Source organism: Lysinibacillus xylanilyticus (genome assembly GCF_001183605.1).
Classification (GTDB): Bacteria; Bacillota; Bacilli; order Bacillales_A; family Planococcaceae; genus Lysinibacillus; species Lysinibacillus xylanilyticus.
In genome coordinates, this window is sequence record NZ_LFXJ01000005.1 from 1144177 (window position 1) to 1168196 (window position 24020).

A 24020-nucleotide genomic window follows, 5' to 3' on the forward strand; every position below is an offset into this window, starting at 1 on the left:
CTACTTACAAAAAGGAGATGAGTTCTATGAAAGGAAACTTATCCTATTCTGAACAAACTGAATTAGTCCAACGTTCCAGTTGGGAATTGTTAAGCAAAGTACCGGAAGTTACTATTTTCTTCTGGATCATCAAGGTTTTATGTACAACTGTTGGGGAAACGTTTGCTGATTTTTTGAATTTGAATCTTGGATTTGGGTTAATGAATACGACCATCATTATCGGAGTCGCCTTTTTTATTGTTTTATATCTTCAATTTAGAGTAAATAAATATGTCCCAGGTATTTATTGGTTAACAGTTGTACTTATAAGTGTGTTTGGTACATTGGTAACAGATAACATGACAGATAATATGGGAATACGCCTTGAGGTTAGTACCATAATTTTCTCAGTACTTCTTGGATTAACTTTTCTTTTTTGGTATCTTAGTGAAAAAACATTGTCTATCCACTCAATTTATTCAAAAAAAAGAGAAGTTTTCTATTGGCTTACCATTCTATTCACCTTTGCACTTGGAACAGCAGTTGGCGATTTATATTCTGAACAATTAGGTTTTGGCTATCTTAAAACAGGATTAACAGTCATCGTCATCATTGCTTGTATATTCCTGTTATGGAAAATGAAATTGAATGGAATATTAGCCTTTTGGATTGCATATATTTTGACTCGTCCGCTTGGAGCATCACTCGGAGATTACTTATCGCAACCAAAAGCTAATGGAGGATTAGGTTTAGGGACAACTGTTACAAGTGTCATTTTTATTGTAGCTATATTAGCCATCATAATGTATCTTGCTGTTTCAAAAATTGATATAACAGCAAAAAATGAAACAGTAGTGAAAAATGGAAACAAGAAAAATGTTTTGGTACAAACCATTGTGGTATTGTGTATGTTCTTAGTTCTTGGAGTAGGCAGTTATATTTGGCGCAGTAACCAAATCGCATCACAGTCTGATTCATCGCAAACGACAATAGCTGGACAGTTATCTGATTTTATTAATATTGAGAATGACATACTAAAATCTATTAACTCAAATGAATTTTCCACAGCGAAAAAAATTGCGGACGATTTGGAACATCAATGGGATACACAGGAACCTAGACTAAGAGCAATTGATGGCAACACATGGACGGAAATTGATGGTACGATAGACGTTGTATTAGCATCCGTTCGTTCATCAAACCCTGATGCCAACAAGTGTAAGTCTGCTCTTACCAATTCACTTAGTGTTATAAACAGTGCAAATAAATAAAAATTTAAGGGAATCGCAAATCGCGATTCCCTTTTTGTGTTGACGAAGCGAATGAACTAATTTATCAATCGTCTCCGATTCCTTCCCCTGGTCACTTAGGAGAGACAACAGATTATCGAGCGTTTTGGACCATCATTCGTACCTGTACTGATCGTCAGGAAGACCGGCGAATCCGCGTAGGTGTATTCTCATCTCGGAGCGGTCGCCGCGTGCTGTAAGGGTTAGAGTCACGCATTGGAAGGGGTTTTAATGCCCATTAGGTTCCAATGCCAGTTTATATTTATGCTATTTTTTAAATTAAATCACAAAAGCATCAATGATACTATAAATGCTGAAAAACTAGCAGATCCAGCAAAACGTGCAGATGTAGAAAGCATGGATCCATTGCTTTTCCTAATCCTGTTGAAGCAGGACAATAATAATAACTCCAAATTTCTATAAGTTGTCGTTTTGTTTTTTTCTCATCTATGATAAAAACTAAAGTTGATATCATGATCCCTATTATTGAATGCTTCCGTATATAAAGACACTACTGTATCTATAGTTTTTTTCTGCATAAAAAACCAGTTCCCTTAAGGTACTGGCTTGGTATATTCCACATACAATTACTTGTAAAATTTCATTCGCTGTTCAAGTGGTTGAAATTCTTTTTCACCTGGTGTTACCGTCGGATTGCCAAATGGCATTTGCGCAATAAGCTTCCAATTTTCGGGGATATTCCATTCTTTTTTCACTTCATCATCAATTAGTGGGTTATAATGTTGTAAAGAAGCTCCTAATCCCTCTGCTTCTAAACCTGCCCACACAACTAATTGGTGCATTCCTGATGCTTGATTTGACCAAATTGGAAAGTTCTCAGCATATGCAGCAAATTGCTCTTGAAGCGATTTAACTACAGCCTCATCTTCTAGGAATAATACTGTTCCATAACCTGCCTTAAAGGAATCCATTTTTTGTTGAGTCCCTGAAAAATCTCTATCTCCAACTACTTTTCTTAATGTTTCAGTTGTGATGTCCCATAATTTATTATGTGCCTCACCTGATAATAGAACAATACGTGCAGTTTGAGAGTTGAATGCTGACGGAGTATATTTCACAGCAAATTCTACAATTTCTTTAATTCTTTCATCCGATATTTTTACCTCTTTATTAATTCCGTAATAAGTACGTCTTTCTTTTAGTGTAGTGTAGAAATCTTTTGTCATAATTTCCGTCCTCCTAATTTACTGTAATTGTTGGTTACACGTACTGCATCTGTCGCTCAAGATTTTTTCCTATAAAATCAAATCTTCAAACGGCTTTTTCTTTCTAAAGACCATGCCGGATTACAGCAGGAACCCCTGACAATAATACTGCTAGGCGTGATATCCTTTTTAACTCTTTCTTTGCTTCCGTTATATTGTGCCAAAAAGTAAATATTTATATTCCATTACATATTTTCGTGTTCGTAAAATATGCTATCCAAACAAACGATAGAGTATTCAAATATATGTGGAATTAAAATTAAATACAATATTTTGTAAATAAAAAGATCCATTTATAGAATATGTTCAGATGAATTTATGACAGGTGCTACATTGTTAGTAGATGGAGGTTACACAGCAGTAGAATAGAACAAAGTGATAAAGGATGTAGAAAATGCAGGTGATTATCCCTATTTGCTATATCCTGATGAAACGATTTATCTCAAAAACAAACAATGTAGGTGTGAAAAGTTAAGTTGAAAGGCTCAAACAAGTATAACCCCGTTTTAAATTATGAATAAGATACTTCACTATACTAAACTTTTATGTTCGGATGTTTAGATATTGCCTAGATAGCTTCGCGTAATGTTTTGGAGAACAATTTTTCCATTCTTACTGTATTTTTCGAATAACTCAGATAGAAGAAAAACAAAACGTTTATACTCTTCGTCATCTTTTTTCGGAGCATAGGATGCTGACAAATTCCTTCCCAAAAAACCTTCATAATCAAAAAGCAAATCATTTTTATACTTTTTAAACTCATACTTTTCATCTTTAAAAAAACTGTTAAATACTTCTGGAGTTTCCTCTATTCCACCGCTAAATCCTTTGAAATTTGAACAGGTCTTTTGGCAAATTTCTGCATTCTCTTTAATAATCGAACTATTTAAATCTCTGCTATTCCAAACAAGAGCAACATTTGCATTTTGTTTTAAAATCCGTTGACATTCGATTTTGAATGCTTTTTTATCAAACCAATGAAATGCCTGGGCAACAGTTATTAAATCCACACTATTCCCTTTTAAAGTGGTAATTTCAGCAGTTGCTTTTATTGATTTAAAACGAGAATATAGCTTTAACGATTGCTCAGCCATCTTTCTCATGTCATCATTTGGCTCAACTCCAATAACATTTAAATCTTTTTCAAGTAGCTGGCGGCTAAATATCCCCGTACCTGAACCAATATCGGCCACAATCCGATCCCCATTTAGTTGGTTAGCTGAAAACAAATAATCTAAATATTCATTAGGATAACTTGGGCGATATTTCGCATATATGTCTGCCTTGTCGGTAAAATTCCCTGTCGTTTTCACAGTACTACCTTCTTTCCCATGATATTATGTACAGCAATAAGAGTGCGTCTAAGTGTTTTTGTTATAAATATATTTAAGTCGTCACTAAATTTACAATCGAATTTATATTCCGTCTTACCCCAATCACTCATAGAAGCGGGATCCCAGACCTCCCATTCTCTATTCAGCACTTTTGAAGAAATAGTCTTCATTTCAATATGAGTCACCTACCTTCCTTTCTTAATATTTGTATTCAGTATATCCTCTTTTTTATAGTGTCACTTATTTCTTTTCTTTTTGGCGTGGTGTTAGTATGGATTTTTCTGTATGCCTACTATGGTTACCTTCATTTCGAGGAAAAGTACACATTCGGAGTCGTATATCGTTGTAGTTTTTTAGAAATTAATTCGAGTTCATCTAAAATCAATAAATTTATACATAAACACCATTTTTCCAGAGCCCTGGTTTAAATAGTATATCCTGTCGATTTCCTTTTCTACTCACCTATGTTCAACTAACAATAGTTAACTAATCCCCCATGTTTATTAACATAGCTGTGTCATTTAAATATAGAATAATAGAGCAAAAAAGAGTGTCTTAAAGTCAAAATTTGAACTTTGAGACACTCTTTTTACTTCATTCTAGATATGTTTGCGTAATGCTTCTAAGCCATCTTTATAGATGCCATGGAACAACTCTAAAGCTTCTTGGTCACTAACACTTACAGTTGTGAAATTACCGGACCACTCTACCAACGATGATTTACCATCAGTATCTGCTTTACGTGGATTGTAGATATATAATCAGTAACCGGAAACGGTGCTTTTATAATTGAATAAGTGTATTAGCGTTCCTTATGATTGAATACTCCTAAACGCTCTACAATCGCATCGCCATCAGGATTAGCCAGAAGCGTCCACCTTCACTTACTTTACTACTTGGTATATAAGGTAACCAGTCTGGAAGGGAATCAAAGCCACCGATTAATTGCCATACCTGTTCAGGTTAAGCTGAAATTTTAATAAATGTATTAGTATTTGCCATTTTTATTACTTTACTTTTTATTTTACATCGATTGGTAGTGGTGCATTAGGTGCTACTAGTTTTTGTTCGCGCATTTCTTCCCAGAATGCTGCCGGAATTACTGTGTTCAATGCAGCTTTGTCTTCTGTAATTCGCTCTGGTTTACTTGCACCAGGAATGACAGCGGCAACCGCTGGGTTAGCCATTGAAAATTGTAAAGCAGCCGCCTTGATGCTAATATGATGACGATCTGCAATACTCTTAATTTTTTCCACTTTCCCCATAATTTCTGGTGAAGCTTTTTGATATTCAAAGTGAGTACCTCCAGCAAGAACACCTGAACTATATGGGCCACCTACAACAATGTCCATGTTATTTTTTTTAGCTGTAGGCATTACTCGTTGTAGCGCACGCTCATGGTCTAATAATGTGTAACGACCAGCCAGCAAGGATACATTAGGCTTTGCTACTTCCAAGTCTAGCAAGAGTTCAATTGACTCTACTCGGTTTACTCCAAGTCCCCACCCTTTAATGACTCCTTCTTCACGTAAACGCGTGAGAACACGAAATGCCCCTGTTCGAGCAGTTTCAAATTGTGCAATCCATTCATCGCCATAAAAGTCTTGCGCTAAATCATGAATATAAACAAAGTCTAGACGATCTGTTTGTAAACGTTTTAAACTATCCTCGATAGAGCGAAGAGTTGCATCAGCACTATAATCATTGATAATTTTATTCTTACGGCCGAATTCGAAAAGCCCACCTTTTTCACCTAAATCACGTGCAGATGGATCTTCCAATTCATCCAAAATAATTCGACCGACCTTTGTACTTAAAACGTACTCATCACGATTTCTTTTCGATAATGCTTCACCAAGACGAATCTCCGCTAAGCCAGAACCATAAAGCGGAGCCGTGTCAAAGTAACGAATACCACTCTCCCAGGCAGCATCTACAGTTGCTATAGCTTCTTCTTCCGGAATATTACGATACATATTACCTAGCGGTGCTGTACCAAAACCAAGTTTTCCTTGTAATATATTTCTCATAAAATAAACCTCCTAAGACTTGTTCTACAATTGATTAGCTAGTATGATCAATGACGGATAATATTAATAAAAATCATTTCATCATCTGCAAAATTGATTATGAGGTACTTAAACAGAAAAAAAAAGTACGCACTTTAAAGTAATATGGGAACTAAAAAGTGCCTACGAAAAAGAGTGTTAAGACGGCAAAGACAAAGATATCAACTATCCTTTTAGGTAATCAAGCTGAAAATTATCATGCACGTCTAACTATGAAAAAAACAATCTATTCGACATATTAAAAGGGGGTGTTTGTGTCAAAAGTCAATGACACAAACACCCCCTTAAACCCGGGAAGGCTGTATTGGTGCAATAACTAAGGATACAACAACCTCTTTCCTGGTCATAATAATTATAGTAGTTGTTCTTTTTAACTCGCTGTCACATTGCTATCTTCGTGATAATACATTGTATACAAATCATTTAATGTAACTTTACCAAATGCAAAATCCACCACATTTCTCTCGACTAAAAAAGATGTAAGTGTACTTAATAAACTTGCTTCAGAACTTGGTAAATGAATTAGTGACATTCCATTTGTAAGTGTTTGAAGTTCTAAATTTGGAAATAGCTCATGAAGTTGTTTTTTAGTGTTATTTTCCAGATTTTTCACTCGAATAGTTTTAATATGCGCTTGACTAAAACCTTCTATTACTTGATTGGTATCAACTAGCTTTCCATTGTTAAATAAGAAAATTCGGTCTGCATATTTCTCTAAATTATCAAGTAAATGGGAGGCAATAATAATAATCTTACCTTCCGCCTTTTTCTTTAATAATATTTTCGAAATGATTTCTACATTATTTGGATCAAGACCGTTCATTACTTCGTCCATCATCATAATTTCCGTATTTGTGACAATTTGCATTGCAAAGCATAGTCGTTGGCGCATACCAAGGGAATACGTGCCTGTTTTTTTATTCACATAATGCCCCATATTTAATGCTTCGATTGTTTCATCAATCAGTTTTAAATCGGATTGCCACATTGTTGCAAACATTTTTAAATGCTCGCGCCCACTTAAGTGATTATATAAGTCACTTTGGTCTGGCATCATTGACACGAATTTATGAATTTTTACTTCATTTGATTTATTCGAGTAACTTAGGCCATCTTTAAATACTACCTTTCCATTCATCGGTTTCAAATAATTCATTAACACATTCATAAATGTGGATTTTCCAGTTCCATTTGGTGCAACAAGCCCGATCATTTCACCTTGCTCAAATGTCATTGAAATATCATTTAACACTTTACTTTCCCCAAATTGCACAGTAATATTTTGAATTTCAATCAACTTTACCCCTCCTATTTAATGAGCTTAAATCGCCTATTTAATGCAATAAGTATCATTAAAAAAATGACAACCCCTGCTAGTCCAAGTAACAACTGTAATCCTAAAGTAACATCTAATTGATCGTTAAAGTAATAGAAATTTCGCCTTTTTGAAATAATTTCTCCGACTTGAATGTAAGATGTCGGATAGTTTTGAACGTCCCAAAAATAGCCGACGTAACGGCTGGAATAAAAATTCTCACCGAAAATAAGGAACAAGCAAACAGCGAAATTTACCATCTCACTGCGGAAAATAATACTGCTAAATAGCACAACGTTGATAATGACGATAAACCAGGTGAAAAGCAAAATTAAGGATTGTCCTAAAAACGTACCTAATGTCATCATTTCAAATTTACCATCCACACGCCAATCGAGATAAGCTGCATACACTGGAGATGGTAAATTGAAATTCCCAAAACCGGATTGTAAGCCTATGATAAAGATGCCAACTATAAGCGGTACAAATAATACAACGCTACCTAGTAGTGCAACGAACATTTTTACAAGTAGCTTTTTCCAATCACTAATTGGAAATCCCTTTAAAATAGATGGATGACGTTGATCTTTTTTTACTATATCAATTGATAAAAGAAGTACACAGACAATCAAAATAATTGGAAGTACTCCCTTTAATAGGCGTTCGAACGTTTGAAGTGCTGTACGTTGTTCAAAAATTTCCAATGATAATTCATATTCTGCTTTCGAATAAGTATCATAACGGACAGCCTGCTCTAAATAGGCGTAAAAGGCATCATCTTCAGCATACGTGTTATTTTTTATAAAATACTTTGAGTTATATGAAATTGCCTCGTTTCTATATGTAAACGAATTCGTAAAGTAGTACCAATCACGAGTTAAATCTGCATATTTTTTTAAATTTCCCTCATCTAATGCATCTAATCTTTTTTTATCGATAGGGTTAACTTGCTTAAATATTTCAATAGCAAAAATAACGGAAGGATGAAGCGCATTTAAATCTTGTCCCTCCATATGATCTAAAAATTCCTGACGTGTTAAATAGCGCGCCTCAATTTCATCATAGTCAACACTTTCAATCGGATTGTAAGTTGGCGCTATTTTAAATACATAAAAAAAGGTTGTAAAAGCAAGCAAAAAATAGATTGCTAAGTTTTTCTTATTCGTAAAAAACTGCTTGAATTCAAATTTAAAATAACTCCACATACTTATAATACCTCCCCTATGCCCTTTTGATTTTTCCTGTTGAGAAAAATGTTTTAATAACGAATAACATTAAAATGATACTTATAGACATAATGATTAATCCTAAATTCATAGTAATATCAACAGGCTTCGCTAAATCTACTGGTATGCCTTGTAAAATATCATTGAAGTTCATGAAATTAAAAGGATTATAGGGAATTAAACTAATAAGAGATGGGAAAATCATTGGTAAAAAGAATAAAATAAAGTGTACAAATAATGTTAAATACATATTTTTCAGTAACACATTTAAAATAATCGACAACAGCATTACAAAAATTGAAATTAAAATCATATAACCAACGCTCATTGCAATGTATTGAATCGTAGATATTAAAGTGGCATTTCCTAGATATATCGCTACAGGCTCTAATGGGTTACCAAGTCCATTTAATATCCACAATGGAATTGCGCTAATAAAAATGAGCAAAATGCTTGTAACTATAGATAAAAAAGTAATAATACATTTAGATAAAATATAGTGGTCAAATCGGACAGGAAAGCCCTGAATTATACTAGAATGCTCAAAGTCATCAAGCAAAATAGAACTTGTATGGAAGCTTATAAATATGTACCAGCCTGCTCCAACGTGAATAAAGAAAAATAATAAAAACGGCATGTACTGAAATAAATTGGATATTGTATCCTTTCCCTCATCAATCATCCTCTTAAAATAAAGATAGTCCATAGAATTTTGCAATTTAGAAGGTGATAATTCTGCAACATTTTCATATCCTTCTAATTCGAATGCCTCTTCTCTTAATTCTGCGAGTTGAAGTGAAGTCTCATAATACATAGATTGTTTGTCCATCGTTAATGCTGCTATTTGTAAAGCAATATTGCTTTTTTGTTTGGTTAAATTTTTATATAACTCGCTTCCGTCACCCGTTTCTGAAGCATCTTTAACTTGAAACTTTGAAAGTATAGCTTGTGCTGAATAGTAATCACCCTTTTTCTCGACAAGTTGATTACCAAGTGCTTGTGCATTTATATAAAACATAAAGCCCAAAACGATAATAACAACAGCGACTAGTGCGACTAAATTTTTCCGATTCGCTCGCTCAATAACTAGACCTACTTTTAATGCTCTTAACACCGTCATCCTCCTCACTTCTCAATCAATGCATTTACAGTAATATGATAATCTATTATGAATATTTTTACAATTCTTACATTTGGAAGGTTTCTATTTAAAGTTTGTAATTTCGTAGGAATAGATATTCATTTGGAGTGGTTTCATTTCGCAAGCAATAATAACCGTCGCTTTTGATACATAGGACGTGTAATTTTTCTATGATGATTTTCAGGGATGGCAGCCTAAGAAAAATCCATGTTATTCAGGGGCTAGCTTTTCTGGTTTATACGCTAAGTAAGGAAAAATTTAATTCGTAAAAGCTGAATAACCATATTTTTTAATATCTAAATTAGTTTATTCCAGCCAATTACTAACTGCTTTATTATTTGATTTTACTTATTAACTCAGTTCTGTTCAGAACACCGTATTTATCAAATATATTTTGCAAATGTTTTTTTACTGTATTGATTGAAATATATAATTCTGTAGCAATTTGTGCATTTGTGTAACCTTTCTTCACAAGAATCACGACTTCTTGTTCACGCTTTGAAAGTAAACTTTTCTTTTCTTCACCACAATATAATAATGCTGAAGAAATAATTGTAGATAAATACTCAAACCTAAGAACATCTTCGTTTGTAAAATAATTATTTTTTTCACGTTTACTCATACCTATTGCACCAATAACTTTTTCATTATGTGATAGCGTCACAACCATCTCATCGTAAAATCCATATTTACTCATGAAATTTTTATAATATTCAGACATTTCGTATTGTTCATGTGTAATAACATCGGATAGTCTTAAAACATTCTTCTGTTTAAATAAATCCTTTTTATGAGGTGGATATAAAAAGTCTAGATTATAGTTTCCATCTAAATAATCCGTTAGCATTCTATCAGAAATATTGTAGTTAATTGGATCTTTTAATTGTCCTTGATTGTCTGCAAGCCAAAATAAAGTATGATTATACCCAAAAATTGCTGAAAGCTCCTGTAGCGCAGAACTTCTAACCTTTGGGATAGACCTAGTTATTTGAGAAGCAAAATAAATTATTCTTTCGTAGTCTGAAACGGATAATTTGTTATACATTAAATCCCACCCTTTTAATATTGACAATCTATCACCGGGAATTGAAAACAGCAAAAAATTATACTTTGGTGTAATATTATTCTCTTAAAATCTATTTTATCATAAACCTAACAAATTGGAGAGGAGCTTTAAATATGAAAAAAACTGCATTTATTTGCGATGAAAGTTACTTCTGGCATGATACGGGGAACGGTGCTTTATTTTCTCTACCAGGCGGGTATGTCCAATCTGACGGTCATGCTGAAAGCCCTGAAACTAAACGTCGTTTCAAGAATCTACTTGAACGTAGTGGTTTGTACGAAAAGCTTCATAAAATCAAACCTTATGCAGCTACAGAAGATCAACTAGAATATTTTCATACAAAAGATTATATCCAAAAGGTAAAAGAATTAAGTCGAATCGGCCATGGTGACGCTGGTGAATTAGCTCTTGTTGGAAATGACTCGTATGAGATAGCTCAATTATCGGTTGGTGGTGCCATTACCGCAGTAGAAGCGGTTGTAAAGGGTGAATGTGACAATGCCTATGCTCTTACAAGACCACCTGGGCATCATGCAGAAGCAAATTTAGGGATGGGGTTCTGTCTATTTAATAACGTTGTAATTGCTGCGCACTATGCACGTAAAGAACTTGGATTAGAGAGGGTTATGATTTTAGACTGGGATGTTCACCATGGAAATGGTACTGAATCTGCATTTTATCATGATCCTAACGTACTTTTTATATCTATTCATCAAGAAGGTCTCTTCCCAGCTGGACGCGGTGAAAGCAATCATATAGGCGAGGATAATGGGAAAGGAACTACTGTGAATATTCCCCTTCCCGCTGGTACAGGAGATGCTGGTTATATGTATGCTCTTGAAAAGATCGTAAAGCCAATAGCTGATGATTTTAATCCTCAATTAATAATTATCTCTGCAGGACAAGATGCAAGTATTTTTGATCCATTAGGAAGAATGATGGTAAGTGCAGAGGGCTATAGAAAAATGACGAAATTTATGATGCAACTAGCTGAATCTAATTGTGGAGGAAAATTGGTTGCCGTGCATGAAGGTGGTTATAGTACAGCATATGTACCGTTTTGTTCTCACGCAATAGTAGAGGAACTGAGTGGCATTACTACAGATGTAGAAGATCCGTTTATCCATGCATTTAATGGGGTTCCTTATAACGAATTATCTGATCACCAAAAAGAACGAATTGATGCAATAAAAAGCATACACATTAAACAAGAAAATTATTAAATTTGAATACCCAGCAATAAGATTATAACAGGCTGTAAACAACTCAAATACTTTGTTTACAGTCTCTTTTCTCGTAATTTTTAAAAAACATTACACCCTCCCCGTTCACAATTGTGAATCTCTATTTCCTACCTTATTTTCTTGAGTATCCCATAAATAAAAAGCTAAGGCGATAAAAATTGAAAAACTGATAAACATGAAGAATGTATTGACATTAAAATATTGGTTGTTTACATGAATAGTTAATCCTGTTGTAATTTGTTGTAGATATTCACTATCTACTTCCCCATACTTTTCAAAATATGCATCTTTAATAATTTCGCGATAATTTGCTAGAGAAATTCTTTGATAAATAAAAGCGATTATCAAGTGTACGAAAGTCAAAATTATTCCAACAATAGAAAAGCGTTGACTTATTGAATGCACTCGAAAAATTCTTCCCCATGATAAAACCATTAAAATGAAAAGTGGGAGCAATGGGGCACCAACTAACAATGCTGGATTCCCATTGCCTGAAATAGTGCCTGGCCTCGCAGTCATTTGGTTACTCACATAAAACAGTAATAGTACTACAAAACTTGTCATAAAAAGTGTAAGCTTTGCACCTTTCAAATTAACATCCCCTTTCAAATAGTTTTTATTAGCGTATGTAATTATTTTAAATAAAACAACAAAAGCCCTTATAAACAAATAAGGGCTTTTGTTTTTCTAATATTGTACATGCAATATTAAAATTTTATTGAAGTACCACCATTAGGTTCTTCAAATTTAACCAAATTATCGTAATTTGAACCAGTTAAGTGCCCTTTAATGGCATCAGACAAACACTTTTATCTACCTTATGGAACTGTATTTTCGATAATTGTCTTAAAACCATTCTTACCAGCGGTATCAATTAACTGATAAATAGAATTACTTGATGCATCGTTAAACAAATACCATTGATCATCAGTAGCATCATAAATCAAAACTTTTGGGTCAGGCAAAGTTTCACCGGCAGTTTGAACTAAAGTATAGAGATCAATCTGTTTTATGCTGTTCCCTTCTTGGTCTATAAAATCAAATTGACCACCTTTATAGTAACCACCTGGTATAGTGCTATGAAAGGACCATGTATAATTTAAAGGCTCTTTTACCTTACTTCCTTTGTTTTTTACAAAAATATTATACATTTCTTCTATATAGGCATTCCCTTTTATTCGCTCTACTACTCCGCCCATAGTCATGTGGTATTCATAAAGCATTGCTTTCACTTCTACGCCATTTATTACTAGTGGTTTTGTAATTACATTTACTGTCAAATCCTTATAATCGACATTACAATCAAATGTTTCTGCAAGAAATCGAAGTGGAACGAAGATGCGTCCATTTTTTAAATATGGTTTTACATCAAGTAACACCTTTTGACCGTTTTTCACCACTGTATTACTGTTCAGTTTTAAGATTACTCGTATATCACTTTTAGTAAGTGTCACTTGGGAATCCGACCAATTGACCGTAGCTCCTAAATTTTCACTGATCACACGTAAAGGTACCATTGTACGATTGTTTTTAGTTTCGGGATTCACATCGGTTGCAACATGTATACCGTCAACCTTTATTTTAATGTTTGCTTTTGCTGCATAAGCAGGTGACGATGAAATGATTAGAATCAAAGCAAGGAAAACACCTGTGAATATCTTTTTCATCTTTGATAGCTCCTTAAAATTTTATGTGCATATTTTAATTCAAAAATTAACGCAAAACTTTATTAATGATTTACTTACTTAATAAGGACTTGATAATTATTCATTTTGAGTCTTTTCAAATTCTAACCACCCCTCAAATAAGGAGTCATCTTTTAAATCAAAATAGTATTTTGCGAATCTCATAAATTCTGTGGAGTCGATCTCTTTATATTTATAAAATTGATAATAACTTTTTAAAAATTGTTCAATTTCTTTTAATCCCTCATTTTTATTAAATAATTCCCATAGCATTGTGGGAGCCTTACCATAGATATATGAACTCATCTTGGATTCATATTGATCAAGTGGTAAATTTACTGGAAGCACCATATTTGGATCAGTACTGTACTTCGTATAAGGTTTGCTCAGGTTCAATTTTTTAAACGAGAATAGATCAGTGGCAAATACAGCGAAGCCTTCATCTAACCATGCATTATAAAAAGGATCATTGTTAATCATCCCATAAAACCATTGATGAGCAATTTCATGAACAACCATACTTTTAAGTGCCTCAGAATTGACAGGATCACTATTATAAATCGTATGAGCTGTCACAATTCCTGGATACTCCATCCCCAATCCATCTATAATAATATCTAATTGTTTAAAAGGATAAGGTCCTATTATTTCTTCAAAATAATTAAATGCGGTTGTAGCCTCGTCCGCTATTTCTCGATATAATTCCTCTTTATTCTTCTCAAATCCAAATACTCTAATGGATGTTCCTCCGTTTTTCTCCACTAGTATTGGATCTTTTAAAATAGCAAGAAATATTTCCTTCACATTCCCAACTTCAAGTAAACCTTTGTTTGGACTTGGGTATACTTCTTGATCAAATGAAGATACCAAGGTGTACTCTTTAGGAATGTCATATGTTAATTTGAAATTGCTATATGTGTTATGATAGGTCTCTCCTCTAAACAGATACTTTTCCTTGTTCCATTGATGATTTCTATATGTGGCAAGCATCGGATAAAATTGAGCTAAATGGTAATTATCAACATTACTCTTTGTGAATCTTAACCCCTCTTCGGGAAGAGCTAGTTCATAGGAAAAATAAACTTTAATTTCTTGATTAGGTTTTAACTTTTCCATAAGCTGAATATTTAATGTATCTTCTTCAAGTGTATATTCTGCCTTTTTTCCATCAATTGAAATGTTATGAAAATCGACGGTCGATGGATATTCTAGTTCGGGTGAAACACTTTTTGTAAACATATTTGGTATAAAATAAAAAGTTAATTGTCCCCAATCATCGGTAGATAAATTTTTGACTACTACGGTTGATTCTAGCTGAAATTTCCCATCGTTCCCCATATTTAGTTTAATATCGTATTCACTAAAATTACCAGGACTTATCTCCTTTGGAATGAATTCTTGTCCATTCACCTTTTTAGTAATCGTCGACTTCTCATTATCAACTTGTTTATTTATCTTACAAGCAACGAGAAAAATACATAATAAAACTAAACATATAAAAAATAATTTCTTCTTTATTTATTCCGCCTCCAATCCTCAAATAATAATAAATGTAAGATTGAGTAAAAATATGAAAGAAATATAAATTTTATATTATTATACCGATAATCTCCGTAAATGTTCAATCAATAAACGTGTGGCTATTGAAGAACTTTAAAAGATAAAATTAAGCACCTTCTTTCTTATAAAATGAAAAAGAGCATGGCCTTTACTTTACGTAGTAAAAAGCATGCTCTTTAAGTTACTATTCAAATTTATGTTTTTTTGGATTCAGTCAGTATGCTATTTAACTATTACATCGATAGCATTCAGATTTACCCCGTGCGCTTTATTACCAACGCTTTTTACTGCATTTTTTGTAAGTTAGTTTTGAGTAGGTTCTATATAATAAGGATTAATATGAATAAGGACTTCCCCTACATCTGGGTATTTATTTATTATTTCATTTTTTATATCACGAGCTATATCATGGCCTTGTTTAATTGTTAAATCATGATTAAGTGAAAGACGCACGTCTAGAATCTTATAGTGACCGTGTTCTCTTGCACGGAGTCTGTCTATTCGTTTTACTTGATAAAATTCATGAATAGTAGATTCATATCCGTCTAAAAGATTTTGATCCACGCTTTTTTCCATTAAAACATCAACAGAAGGTTTAACTAATTCCATTGCAATTCTAAAAACAAAGTAAGCTACTAAAGCACTTGCAATAGCGTCCGCGTATAACAAAAATGTCCATCCAATTGCATTTCCTATTATCGCTAAGAGGACTCCTATAAATGCTGCAAGGGAAGCAACAATATCACCTTTATGATCATATGCAATTGCGATAATAGCCTTGCTATTCCATTTTCTTCCTTGTTTTATGGAGTATCTATACAATATTTCTTTCGCTATATAAGAAATTATAGCTGCAATCAATGCACTGTACTGTGGTACACCGGGTTTATCAAAAAATGCTAAAATTGCTTCTACTAATATATATATTGATACTATTATTAAAATAATTCCAACTATCGCTTCACTAATAACCTCTGCCTTACCATGTCCAAAAGGATGATCCTTATCAGGTGGTTTATTTGAGATACCTACCACTGCTAACACAGCAATCGAAGCTACTACATCTGCACCAGAGTGAATCCCGTCTGCAAATACAGCCTCACTTCCCCCAAAAAGACCAAAGAAGATTTTACCTATCATTAGAATTAGGTTGGATACAAGTGCAATCCATGCAACTTTTTTGCTAATTTGTTCTCTCTCACTAACCATTTATTTCTCCTCCGATTAAGAGTTTATTTACTAAAAATGAGGGAAGAAATTCTCCTCAAATACCCTTAACCTTTTACCTTTAATCAATACTCAACTATGATATCAGACGAATATCGAGTGGGTCTACAACAACCTTTTTTACCATTACTAAATAATTTTAGAGCATAAAAATAAGTTTCCTAAGACCAAATTAGTAACTCGGATTTATCGTGATTTTCTCATACAGAATATCCTTCAAATGAAGTGTAATTGCAAACTTTTAAGTGAGGAATTATAATTGGCATATATTGTATTTTCTAAAAATAAAAAACTTAGGACATACCAACCTCTGTCATTTAGCGATCAACCACGCTGGAACTATTTGCGACCTATGGTTGGTAAAAAAGAAATAAAACGGAGCAATTTTTTCTAATGGAGCCTAGCATCAATTCATTATGTAATAGTCAGGAGGCACAATTGAAATTTATAGAGATCGGTATAGGCAATAAGTGGTTTTTACGGACAGAAACAGAGTATAGTGATGGTAGCGAAATCGAAGAAAAAGGAAACTCCTTTCCAATAAAATTTCAATCGGTATACATTAGAATTTGGATATGAAAAACAGTACTTATCCTTGATTCTAAGGAAGGCATAAAAAAAACAAAGAAAAACCGTAGTGATTTTAAGATTATTTTGGGGATCGTAAGTCTCTGAAAAGGAGATGTTAACATTTTAGTAAATGATACAAGAGAAAGCCTTACTAAATAGATTAGAAGGCTTTTACGTATATTTATATATTTTACTGAATTATACTATTTCCGAACTTCTTTTTTCCATTATGACAGTATCATGCCATTATTAGAATTGTGTCCATTCAATTTCCCCTTTTAGAAAAGGGCTGCTAGCGAAAGCTAACAATCGAATATTTTAACAACATGTATTTGATTTATTAAGATTACTGCTGCACACGCCTGTTTCTGGTAGTTCTAATTCCACTCGTTGCGAAGCTTCTACGTCACCTGCTAAATAGGCTGCTATTGATCGGACTTGTTCATAACCTGTTGCCATTAAAAATGTTGGTGCACGGCCATAACTTTTTGCGCCTACAATATAGAAATCTTTTTCTGGCTGTCTTAAAATTTCTTCTCCATGTGCTCGTACTGTCCCACAGCTATGTACATTAGGATCAATTAGTGGTGCTAATGCTTGCACACTCTCTGTTACAGTATCGATGGAAAGACGTAGTTCGTTATTAATTGTAAAATCTGGTCGGTTTCCTGCATTTACAATAAGCTCATCGAATTCTGTTAATACTGTTTGTTCGTCATTTAAAGTACCAATAATATTTATTTTTTCTTCCTTTTTCACCATCGAAATATAAAATGGTGTAACTACTTCAATCTTCTCTGTCTCTACTAATTCCTGAATACGAATACCTAGTGCGCCACGTGCTTCCAATGCATCTTTTTCTTTCCCACCATATACTTCATCTACAGAGTTTTTACGCATAATCCAAACGAGTTTCGTTGAAGGATTCTCTTTTTGTAGTTCAACCAAAGATAATAAAGTATTAATAGCTGAATGACCGCCTCCAATAACAGCAATCTTTTTATTCGTGTATCTCGAAGAGTTCACCTTTATATCTGGGATTCCATATTCAATATGTTCTGCTAATGCTTTTTCAGTTTGTAGCCAAACACCTGTAGAGTTTGCTGGGTTTGGATTTCCCCAAGTGCCAGTCGCATCAATCACTGCTTTAGCTTCAATAATACTTATGTCGTCCCCTTTTTCAACATAAATCTTAAAGGACTGATTTACTCGATTTTTTGATTTCATCTTATCATTGAATTGACGTGAAATACCTACTACTTTTGAGTTTAATTGAATGTAAGGTTTAATTTGTGCTAACTCTGCTAAAGGCTTTAAATAGAGATCAATTAACTCATGTCCAGTCGGTAATGTTTCCAAGATAGGTTCTTGCCAATCCGTTTCCTCGAGTAAAACTTTAGCAGCTTTATTGATGTTATATCGCCATGGAGAAAATAATGTAACATGACCCCAAGTGCGAATGTTATGAGCAATTTCACTCCCAGCCTCTAATAAAATAAAGGATTGATTTTTCTCCACTAAATGAGCTGCCGCAGCCAACCCGATTGGACCAGCACCAATTATTACAATAGGTAATTCCTTATTTAAATCATTAAAGGTTTCTTGTACCGCGATGTCTTTAGCGGTAGTACAGCAAGAACTATTTTGTTTAATTACATTAAATGTTTTCATAAATAAATCCTTCTTTTCTATAAATTTTTTAATATAAGCATTTTCTTATATACAGTGTATTTTTTACGTCTAGCATTAAGCTAGACGTAAGTTAATTTAAAATCTTTTTGATGCTCAACATACTTCATATTCACACGATTTTTTCTCAAATTCTTTTGTAACTTTCACAAATTGAGACTATGTTGAAAGTCTGCTATTTGACTAATTACAAGAGTTCTCTGTACATAAGAAATATAGTGTGCTTGTCATAGTAGTGCTCCTTATAATTTAATGGTTTTAAAATATTTTTTCTGCCAGCGCAATGCAACCCAGACAAGACCGATGAGTACAGGTACTTCGACAAGGGGACCAATAACAGCGGCAAAGGCCACCCCACTATGAAGGCCAAAAACACCTACAGCTACAGCAATTGCTAACTCAAAGTTGTTACTAGCAGCTGTAAAAGAAAGGGCTGCTGTAACGGGATAAGATGCACCTACTTTACGTGAAGAAAAGAATGAAACTGCAAACATCACTACAAAGTAAATGAATAATGGCATAGCGATTCGTACAACATCGAGTGGTAATTCCACTAGTTTCTCACCCTTTAATGCAAACATCATGACAATTGTGAACAGCAGTGCAATTAAAGTAAGTGGTGAAATCTTTGGTAAGAATTTTTCTTCATACCACTGCTTCCCTTTTGTTTTGATACTGATCCATCGTGTTAGTATTCCGGCAGCAAATGGTATTCCTAAGTATATAAGAACACTTTTCGTAATTTCCCACATTGAAATGGACACATTAAAATTCTCTAAACCAAACCAACCAGGTAATACATTTAAGAAAAAGTAAGCAAAAATCGAATATGTTAAGATCTGAAAAATGGAGTTAAATGCAACTAGACCAGCTACATATTCTCGATCTCCACGTGCTAAATCATTCCAAACGATAACCATCGCAATACATCGAGCTAAACCAATCATAATGAGCCCAGCCATGTACTCTGGATAGTCACGTAAGAAGATGATCGCTAAAAAGAACATTAAGACTGGTCCAAGTAACCAGTTTTGAAAAAGTGATAGTAAAAGTACCTTCCAATCCTTAAATACTCGCCACATTTCCTCATACTTAACTTTCGCTAAAGGTGGATACATCATCACAATTAACCCTATAGCAATAGGTATGGATGTTGTACCCGCCGACATGGATTCTAATGCTTCACCAATATTGGGCATTGTGATACTTAATACAACGCCAATACCCATCGCTACAAAAATCCAAAGAGTAAGGTAGCGATCTAAAAATGAAAGCTGTTTTGTTAAAGATTCATTACCCATTAATTTTCCTCCCTTATGGGTGTACAGTCAGAGCCGCAAGTGCATCCTTTAACAGGCTCAATTTGTTCTAAAATACCTTTCATAAGTGGCGTTTGTTCCTCGACTAAACGGTAATGTTTCCATGTCCCAACCTTTCGTTCAGTAATAATTCCTGCCTCCTTTAATTTTCTTAGGTGTTGGCTAACTGCAGGTTGTGAAATTCCTAGAACATCCACAAAATCACATACACAAACCTCCCCGTTCTTCATACAAGCAAGTAATTTAATGCGGTTCAAATCTGCTGCTGCTTTTAATTGTTTTTCAATTAGTGTATTTTCCATATGTATGCTCTCCTTATATAATTATTTACTTATATATGATTTGAAATAAAACCACCCAACGTATTATAGGTGGTAAATTAATATATAACTATACACTTATGTTATGCTTGTTAAACAATAATTGCAATACATTTTTTTGACGCTTTTCGGTGACATAGTTATTTTCTGTGTAAGTAAACTGTGAGATAAATAAATTTGATTAAATTTTCTTGAAATAAAAAGATTCCTTTGATGCACAATTTCGGAGAACCGAATGTTATCAAAGGAATCCTTTATAAAGATTTATTTTGTATATCTTATTCAAATTATTATAAAGTAAATAAAAGCCTAACTATCTCGGCTTTGTAAGTGAGATAAATTAGGCCTTTTTCTGGTCGGTGTATACTAGAATAAATTAAAGTCTAACCTTAACCTCAGTACCGTCCTTAGCTTTAACATCAACTAGCACGATCCCCTTATAATTCTTCAGTTCCTGGACGATAGGCTTTAGCGCTTTTTTGTCTATCAGCGGAATGGTAAAGTCTATATTTTTTCTTTCGAAATGCTCTTTTGTCCATTTGTTTGCAGATTGCTGAACAAATTTAGATGACAAGATTGAAATAGCAACGTTTAGAAAAACATAAGGAACTGGGATGGTAAACCGAACGTCTTTTGCTTTCACTTTTACATACATCATAAGCCAGTCACTATTCAATAATGACTGAAACGGTATCTCCGTTAGCCGATTTAATATCAACAATTTGGCCATCTAATTCGTTTTCGATTGCTTCTATAATAAGGTTAATGTCGATATCTTTAACGTATTTTTCCGATTGAGGAATACTCGCTGCGATGCTGTGTCCAGCCATTAAAACAACTTTGACAAGCTTTAAAGGCAAATTGACCATAACGTTATCATTTTCTGCTGATACAACACGAACTTTTAAAGTTTTATCTAAATATTTAGTCGGTTTTTCTAAAAGGTTATCCTCTGTTTCTGCTTTCTCTTTTAATACTTGAATCAGTTCGGATGCCTTATCTGCATCAATCTTACCTTCTTGAACCATTGTTAACACTCTTGAGATTTCCTCTTTCATGATAAATTCCTCCTTATTCTTCTTTTAAGAGTTTAATGGCTTCTTCTGGTGTGATTTCGCCATTTTCCAACATAGTAACAACTTTTTTCTCGTCTACTTCATTTTTCTTCTTTTGCACATATCCAAGGGATGAAATGATATCGGTTAGCTTGCCTCGAACTGTTGGATACGAAATCCCTAGTTCCTTTTCAACTTCTTTAATATTCCCTCTGCATGTTAAAAATACTTCCACAAAATGAAGCTGATCCTTCGATAAGGATGCCAACTTAGATAATTCAAACTCATTTTCAATCGTCGTGTGACAATGAGAGCACTGCAACTTTGTAATTTTCAATGTTTTACTGCAGACAGGACAATTTGTAATTACTTTATAAGCCATAATGAAGTCCTTTCCTTTTAGTTTATTTGATTATACAACAAGGAATTAAAAATGTGAACAATGAAGTTAATTTTTTGGATAAAAATAATCAATAATGTTAATTTGTTTTTTAATATTATTGATTATCCGTTTTCTTTGAATTTAAAAAAAGCTGTTTTCTCAAAGATTGATGTTTCTTCTCTTAATAGCGCAGGTTAGGTGAATAAGTAATTGGAACATCATACCATTTCGTTCGTCTTACAATAAAGCAGGTTAGAAATTATTAAGATTTAAAAGGAGAGGATAGTGTGTTGTATGTATTTAATTGTGGAGGATGAAAATGAATAACATAAACTACGCAATAGTATCTATCGCATATATTGTTATTGCTTGCTTTGCTCAAGTATTTATTGATTCGTTACTTTTGCAACTCCTTCTTCCTTTTGTCATTGTACCTATTTATATTTTCTTTTTGCTTATAAAATCTAAACTAGAATTCCACAAATACTTACTTTCTATATATTTAGGATTCTTTTGTTCTGTTTTTATTTATTCGTTTATAATTTTATTCCCTTCGCCCCCTAAAGAACTGCCACCGGGCGAGATTGTTTTAGGCGCAGATCTAATATTAATATTTTGGATATCAACAATACAATTTTTTATTCTGAACTTATTAACTGTCATTTTATATTTATTCCACAGACTATTTAAGAAGAGGTATATAGAGTAGTAATAGGAACAATCTTTACGAATCAGCCTAAAAATGAATGATCAAAATGGAGTTTATATTCCAACTTAAGAATTATTAAAATTTCATAGTTCTTTCTCGAGGAAGCGATCCGCCATAAAACGTGTTGCTTGTAAATCATGATAATTAATGAGAGGTTCTTCTAATACCTTAAAAATCGTCTGCTTCGGATTAAATGAATGACAGCTTGCAGATGGTCTACAAGCTTGTAAAGAAAGTCTCGGTGTTAAAGTATAAAATCCAGCCAGCTAATAATCGAGAGGTCATGATAAAATTAACCGGGCCAATTGGTAATGTTTGGTTAGATTAATCATCCAAATTAACACTTTAGCCCCTTTTCATCCAATTATTCCAACATTTTTTAGTAAAATTGCCCATGATTGTTGCAGAAGTTTTACACAGTTAAAAATAAGGTTTCAATTTTGCTGTTTAAGAGTAATCGGTAATATTAATGAAAAATAACTCATGCCTGTTTCATGCTATTCTTACTTTATTCAAAAACAAAAGCTTTTTGAAAGGAGTAAGGTTAAATGAAGAAAAAATTATTACTACCCATTTTCGCATCGTTTATGTTCTTCACAGGCATGGGTGTTCATGAAGCGAAAGCGGCAACAATTGCAGATATAACGAATACAGCAAAAGCATATATAGGTGTTCCTTATCAATATGGAGGGACAGATATTAAGACAGGTATAGATTGTTCAGCATATACACAAATCGTTTTTTCTAAGTTAGGGATTTCACTACAACGTACATCTACATCTCAATATCAGCAAGGTACTTCGATTGCTAAAGATCAGTTGAAGACTGGTGATCTTGTATTCTTTAATACTTCGGGAAGCGGTGTTTCTCATGTTGGCATTTACATAGGTGACAGCAATTTTATTTCAGCTACTACAAGCTCTGGGGTTAAAATCGATAAAATCAATGATCCTTATTACTGGGGATCTCGTTACGTAGGGGCAAAACGCGTAGCAAACTTCACTGAAAATGATTTAGGAGAAGTAAAAGGTGAGGAAATCGACTTTAGCGTTTATGCATCACGTGGAGAGGTAGCTCTTAAACTGGCTAATCAATTACATTTAGATACTAGTAACACTAATTCAAGTTTTCCTGATGTAACACCAACGTCTAAATATGCGGGTGCTGCGGAAGCACTAAAAAAAATCGGCGTCTTTACGGGGGATGAAAATGGAAAATTCAATCCTGGTTCTCCGATGACACGTGGTCAATTATCGAAAGTTTTAGTGGAAGCATTCCATTTAAAACAACAAGGAGCAGCAGTACAATTTGATGATGTTTCAAGTACGCATTGGGCTTACAATTATGTATCAATTCTAGCTTCCAATAAAGTTACAGTTGGTAAAGGTGACAATACTTTCGGAGTGAACGACAATGTTACACTTGTACAATTAGATGCCTTTATCCAACGACTAGCTAAATAACTTCAAGAAAAGGTGTTTCATCTATGGATGAGATACCTTTTTCTTCTTATGCTTCTAAGCAATATTATTTCACACTTCTCCCTACCTCATAATCACTATACATATAAAAAAGCCAGTACTAATTGTACTGACTTAAACAATTATTCAAGTTG

General features: G+C 33.6%; 20 protein-coding genes and 2 pseudogenes. 4 read left to right on the top strand and 18 right to left on the bottom strand.

Annotated features, from left to right (window positions below; translation table 11 throughout):
- The first annotated feature begins 26 nt into the window (after positions 1-26).
- On the top strand, positions 27-1250 hold the full coding sequence (locus ACZ11_RS27505; RefSeq protein ID WP_049665252.1) for a COG4705 family protein: 1224 nt from the start codon (positions 27-29) through the stop codon (positions 1248-1250).
- Positions 1251-1855: 605 nt separating this feature from the next.
- Here the strand turns inward: ACZ11_RS27505 and ACZ11_RS08385 are convergent.
- The 8 genes and pseudogenes from ACZ11_RS08385 to ACZ11_RS08420 all read right to left on the bottom strand — a co-directional run bounded on the left by ACZ11_RS08385 (position 1856) and on the right by ACZ11_RS08420 (position 10624).
- A complete protein-coding gene (locus ACZ11_RS08385) occupies positions 1856-2455 on the bottom strand; it encodes a nitroreductase family protein (protein WP_049665255.1) in 600 nt (199 codons plus the stop codon).
- A gap of 596 nt (positions 2456-3051) precedes the next feature.
- A complete protein-coding gene (locus tag ACZ11_RS08390; RefSeq protein ID WP_049665256.1) occupies positions 3052-3807 on the bottom strand; it encodes a class I SAM-dependent methyltransferase in 756 nt (251 codons plus the stop codon).
- 620 nt (positions 3808-4427) lie between these two features.
- A pseudogene (locus ACZ11_RS25110) lies at positions 4428-4770 on the bottom strand (SRPBCC family protein).
- A 77-nt stretch (positions 4771-4847) separates the two neighbouring features.
- On the bottom strand, positions 4848-5858 hold the full coding sequence (locus tag ACZ11_RS08400; RefSeq protein WP_049665260.1) for an aldo/keto reductase: 1011 nt from the start codon (positions 5856-5858) through the stop codon (positions 4848-4850).
- Between the two features lie 409 nt (positions 5859-6267).
- A complete protein-coding gene (locus ACZ11_RS08405; protein WP_049665261.1) occupies positions 6268-7194 on the bottom strand; it encodes an ABC transporter ATP-binding protein in 927 nt (308 codons plus the stop codon).
- 11 nt (positions 7195-7205) lie between these two features.
- Complete coding sequence (locus tag ACZ11_RS08410; RefSeq protein WP_049665262.1) at positions 7206-8417, bottom strand: ABC transporter; 1212 nt, start codon at positions 8415-8417, stop codon at positions 7206-7208.
- 16 nt (positions 8418-8433) lie between these two features.
- Positions 8434-9558 carry an ABC transporter gene (locus ACZ11_RS08415; RefSeq protein ID WP_201778508.1) on the bottom strand — a complete coding sequence of 375 codons (1125 nt, stop codon included), beginning with the start codon at positions 9556-9558 and terminating at the stop codon, positions 8434-8436.
- 355 nt (positions 9559-9913) lie between these two features.
- Complete coding sequence (locus tag ACZ11_RS08420; protein ID WP_049665265.1) at positions 9914-10624, bottom strand: LuxR C-terminal-related transcriptional regulator; 711 nt, start codon at positions 10622-10624, stop codon at positions 9914-9916.
- A 134-nt stretch (positions 10625-10758) separates the two neighbouring features.
- Here ACZ11_RS08420 and ACZ11_RS08425 point away from each other — a divergent pair, with 134 nt between their 5' ends.
- On the top strand, positions 10759-11868 hold the full coding sequence (locus tag ACZ11_RS08425; RefSeq protein ID WP_049665267.1) for a class II histone deacetylase: 1110 nt from the start codon (positions 10759-10761) through the stop codon (positions 11866-11868).
- Between the two features lie 105 nt (positions 11869-11973).
- Here the strand turns inward: ACZ11_RS08425 and ACZ11_RS08430 are convergent, their stop codons facing one another.
- The 4 genes from ACZ11_RS08430 to ACZ11_RS08445 form a co-directional block, all read right to left on the bottom strand.
- A complete protein-coding gene (locus tag ACZ11_RS08430; RefSeq protein WP_049665269.1) occupies positions 11974-12480 on the bottom strand; it encodes a hypothetical protein in 507 nt (168 codons plus the stop codon).
- A 227-nt stretch (positions 12481-12707) separates the two neighbouring features.
- Positions 12708-13556: a copper amine oxidase N-terminal domain-containing protein gene (locus tag ACZ11_RS08435; protein WP_049665271.1), complete on the bottom strand. Its 849-nt coding sequence runs from the start codon at positions 13554-13556 to the stop codon at positions 12708-12710.
- 96 nt (positions 13557-13652) lie between these two features.
- Positions 13653-14984, bottom strand: a complete 1332-nt coding sequence (locus tag ACZ11_RS08440) for a M1 family metallopeptidase (RefSeq protein ID WP_049665273.1) — start codon at positions 14982-14984, stop codon at positions 13653-13655.
- Between the two features lie 453 nt (positions 14985-15437).
- On the bottom strand, positions 15438-16343 hold the full coding sequence (locus tag ACZ11_RS08445) for a cation diffusion facilitator family transporter (protein ID WP_049665275.1): 906 nt from the start codon (positions 16341-16343) through the stop codon (positions 15438-15440).
- Between the two features lie 456 nt (positions 16344-16799).
- Between ACZ11_RS08445 and ACZ11_RS08450 the strand changes: the two are divergent.
- Positions 16800-17036 (top strand): annotated as a pseudogene (locus ACZ11_RS08450) (DUF3977 family protein).
- Positions 17037-17249: 213 nt separating this feature from the next.
- Here ACZ11_RS08450 and ACZ11_RS08455 read toward each other — a convergent pair.
- The 6 genes from ACZ11_RS08455 to ACZ11_RS08480 all read right to left on the bottom strand — a co-directional run bounded on the left by ACZ11_RS08455 (position 17250) and on the right by ACZ11_RS08480 (position 21696).
- A complete protein-coding gene (locus ACZ11_RS08455) occupies positions 17250-18602 on the bottom strand; it encodes an NAD(P)-binding domain-containing protein (protein WP_049665277.1) in 1353 nt (450 codons plus the stop codon).
- Between the two features lie 260 nt (positions 18603-18862).
- Complete coding sequence (gene arsB / locus ACZ11_RS08460; RefSeq protein ID WP_049665279.1) at positions 18863-19921, bottom strand: ACR3 family arsenite efflux transporter; 1059 nt, start codon at positions 19919-19921, stop codon at positions 18863-18865.
- Positions 19921-20241: an ArsR/SmtB family transcription factor gene (locus ACZ11_RS08465; protein WP_049665280.1), complete on the bottom strand. Its 321-nt coding sequence runs from the start codon at positions 20239-20241 to the stop codon at positions 19921-19923. The genes arsB and ACZ11_RS08465 overlap by 1 nt, the downstream gene beginning before the upstream one ends.
- A gap of 394 nt (positions 20242-20635) precedes the next feature.
- A complete protein-coding gene (locus ACZ11_RS08470) occupies positions 20636-20917 on the bottom strand; it encodes a hypothetical protein (RefSeq protein ID WP_049667123.1) in 282 nt (93 codons plus the stop codon).
- 10 nt (positions 20918-20927) lie between these two features.
- Entirely contained in the window at positions 20928-21317 is a 390-nt protein-coding gene (locus ACZ11_RS08475; protein ID WP_049665282.1) for an SHOCT-like domain-containing protein, read from the bottom strand.
- A 13-nt stretch (positions 21318-21330) separates the two neighbouring features.
- Positions 21331-21696 (bottom strand): DUF2089 domain-containing protein, encoded by a 366-nt coding sequence (locus ACZ11_RS08480; protein WP_018393054.1) that lies wholly within the window; start codon positions 21694-21696, stop codon positions 21331-21333.
- A gap of 1257 nt (positions 21697-22953) precedes the next feature.
- Here ACZ11_RS08480 and ACZ11_RS08490 point away from each other — a divergent pair.
- Positions 22954-23868 (top strand): C40 family peptidase, encoded by a 915-nt coding sequence (locus ACZ11_RS08490; RefSeq protein WP_049665286.1) that lies wholly within the window; start codon positions 22954-22956, stop codon positions 23866-23868.
- Positions 23869-24020: the final 152 nt, after the last annotated feature.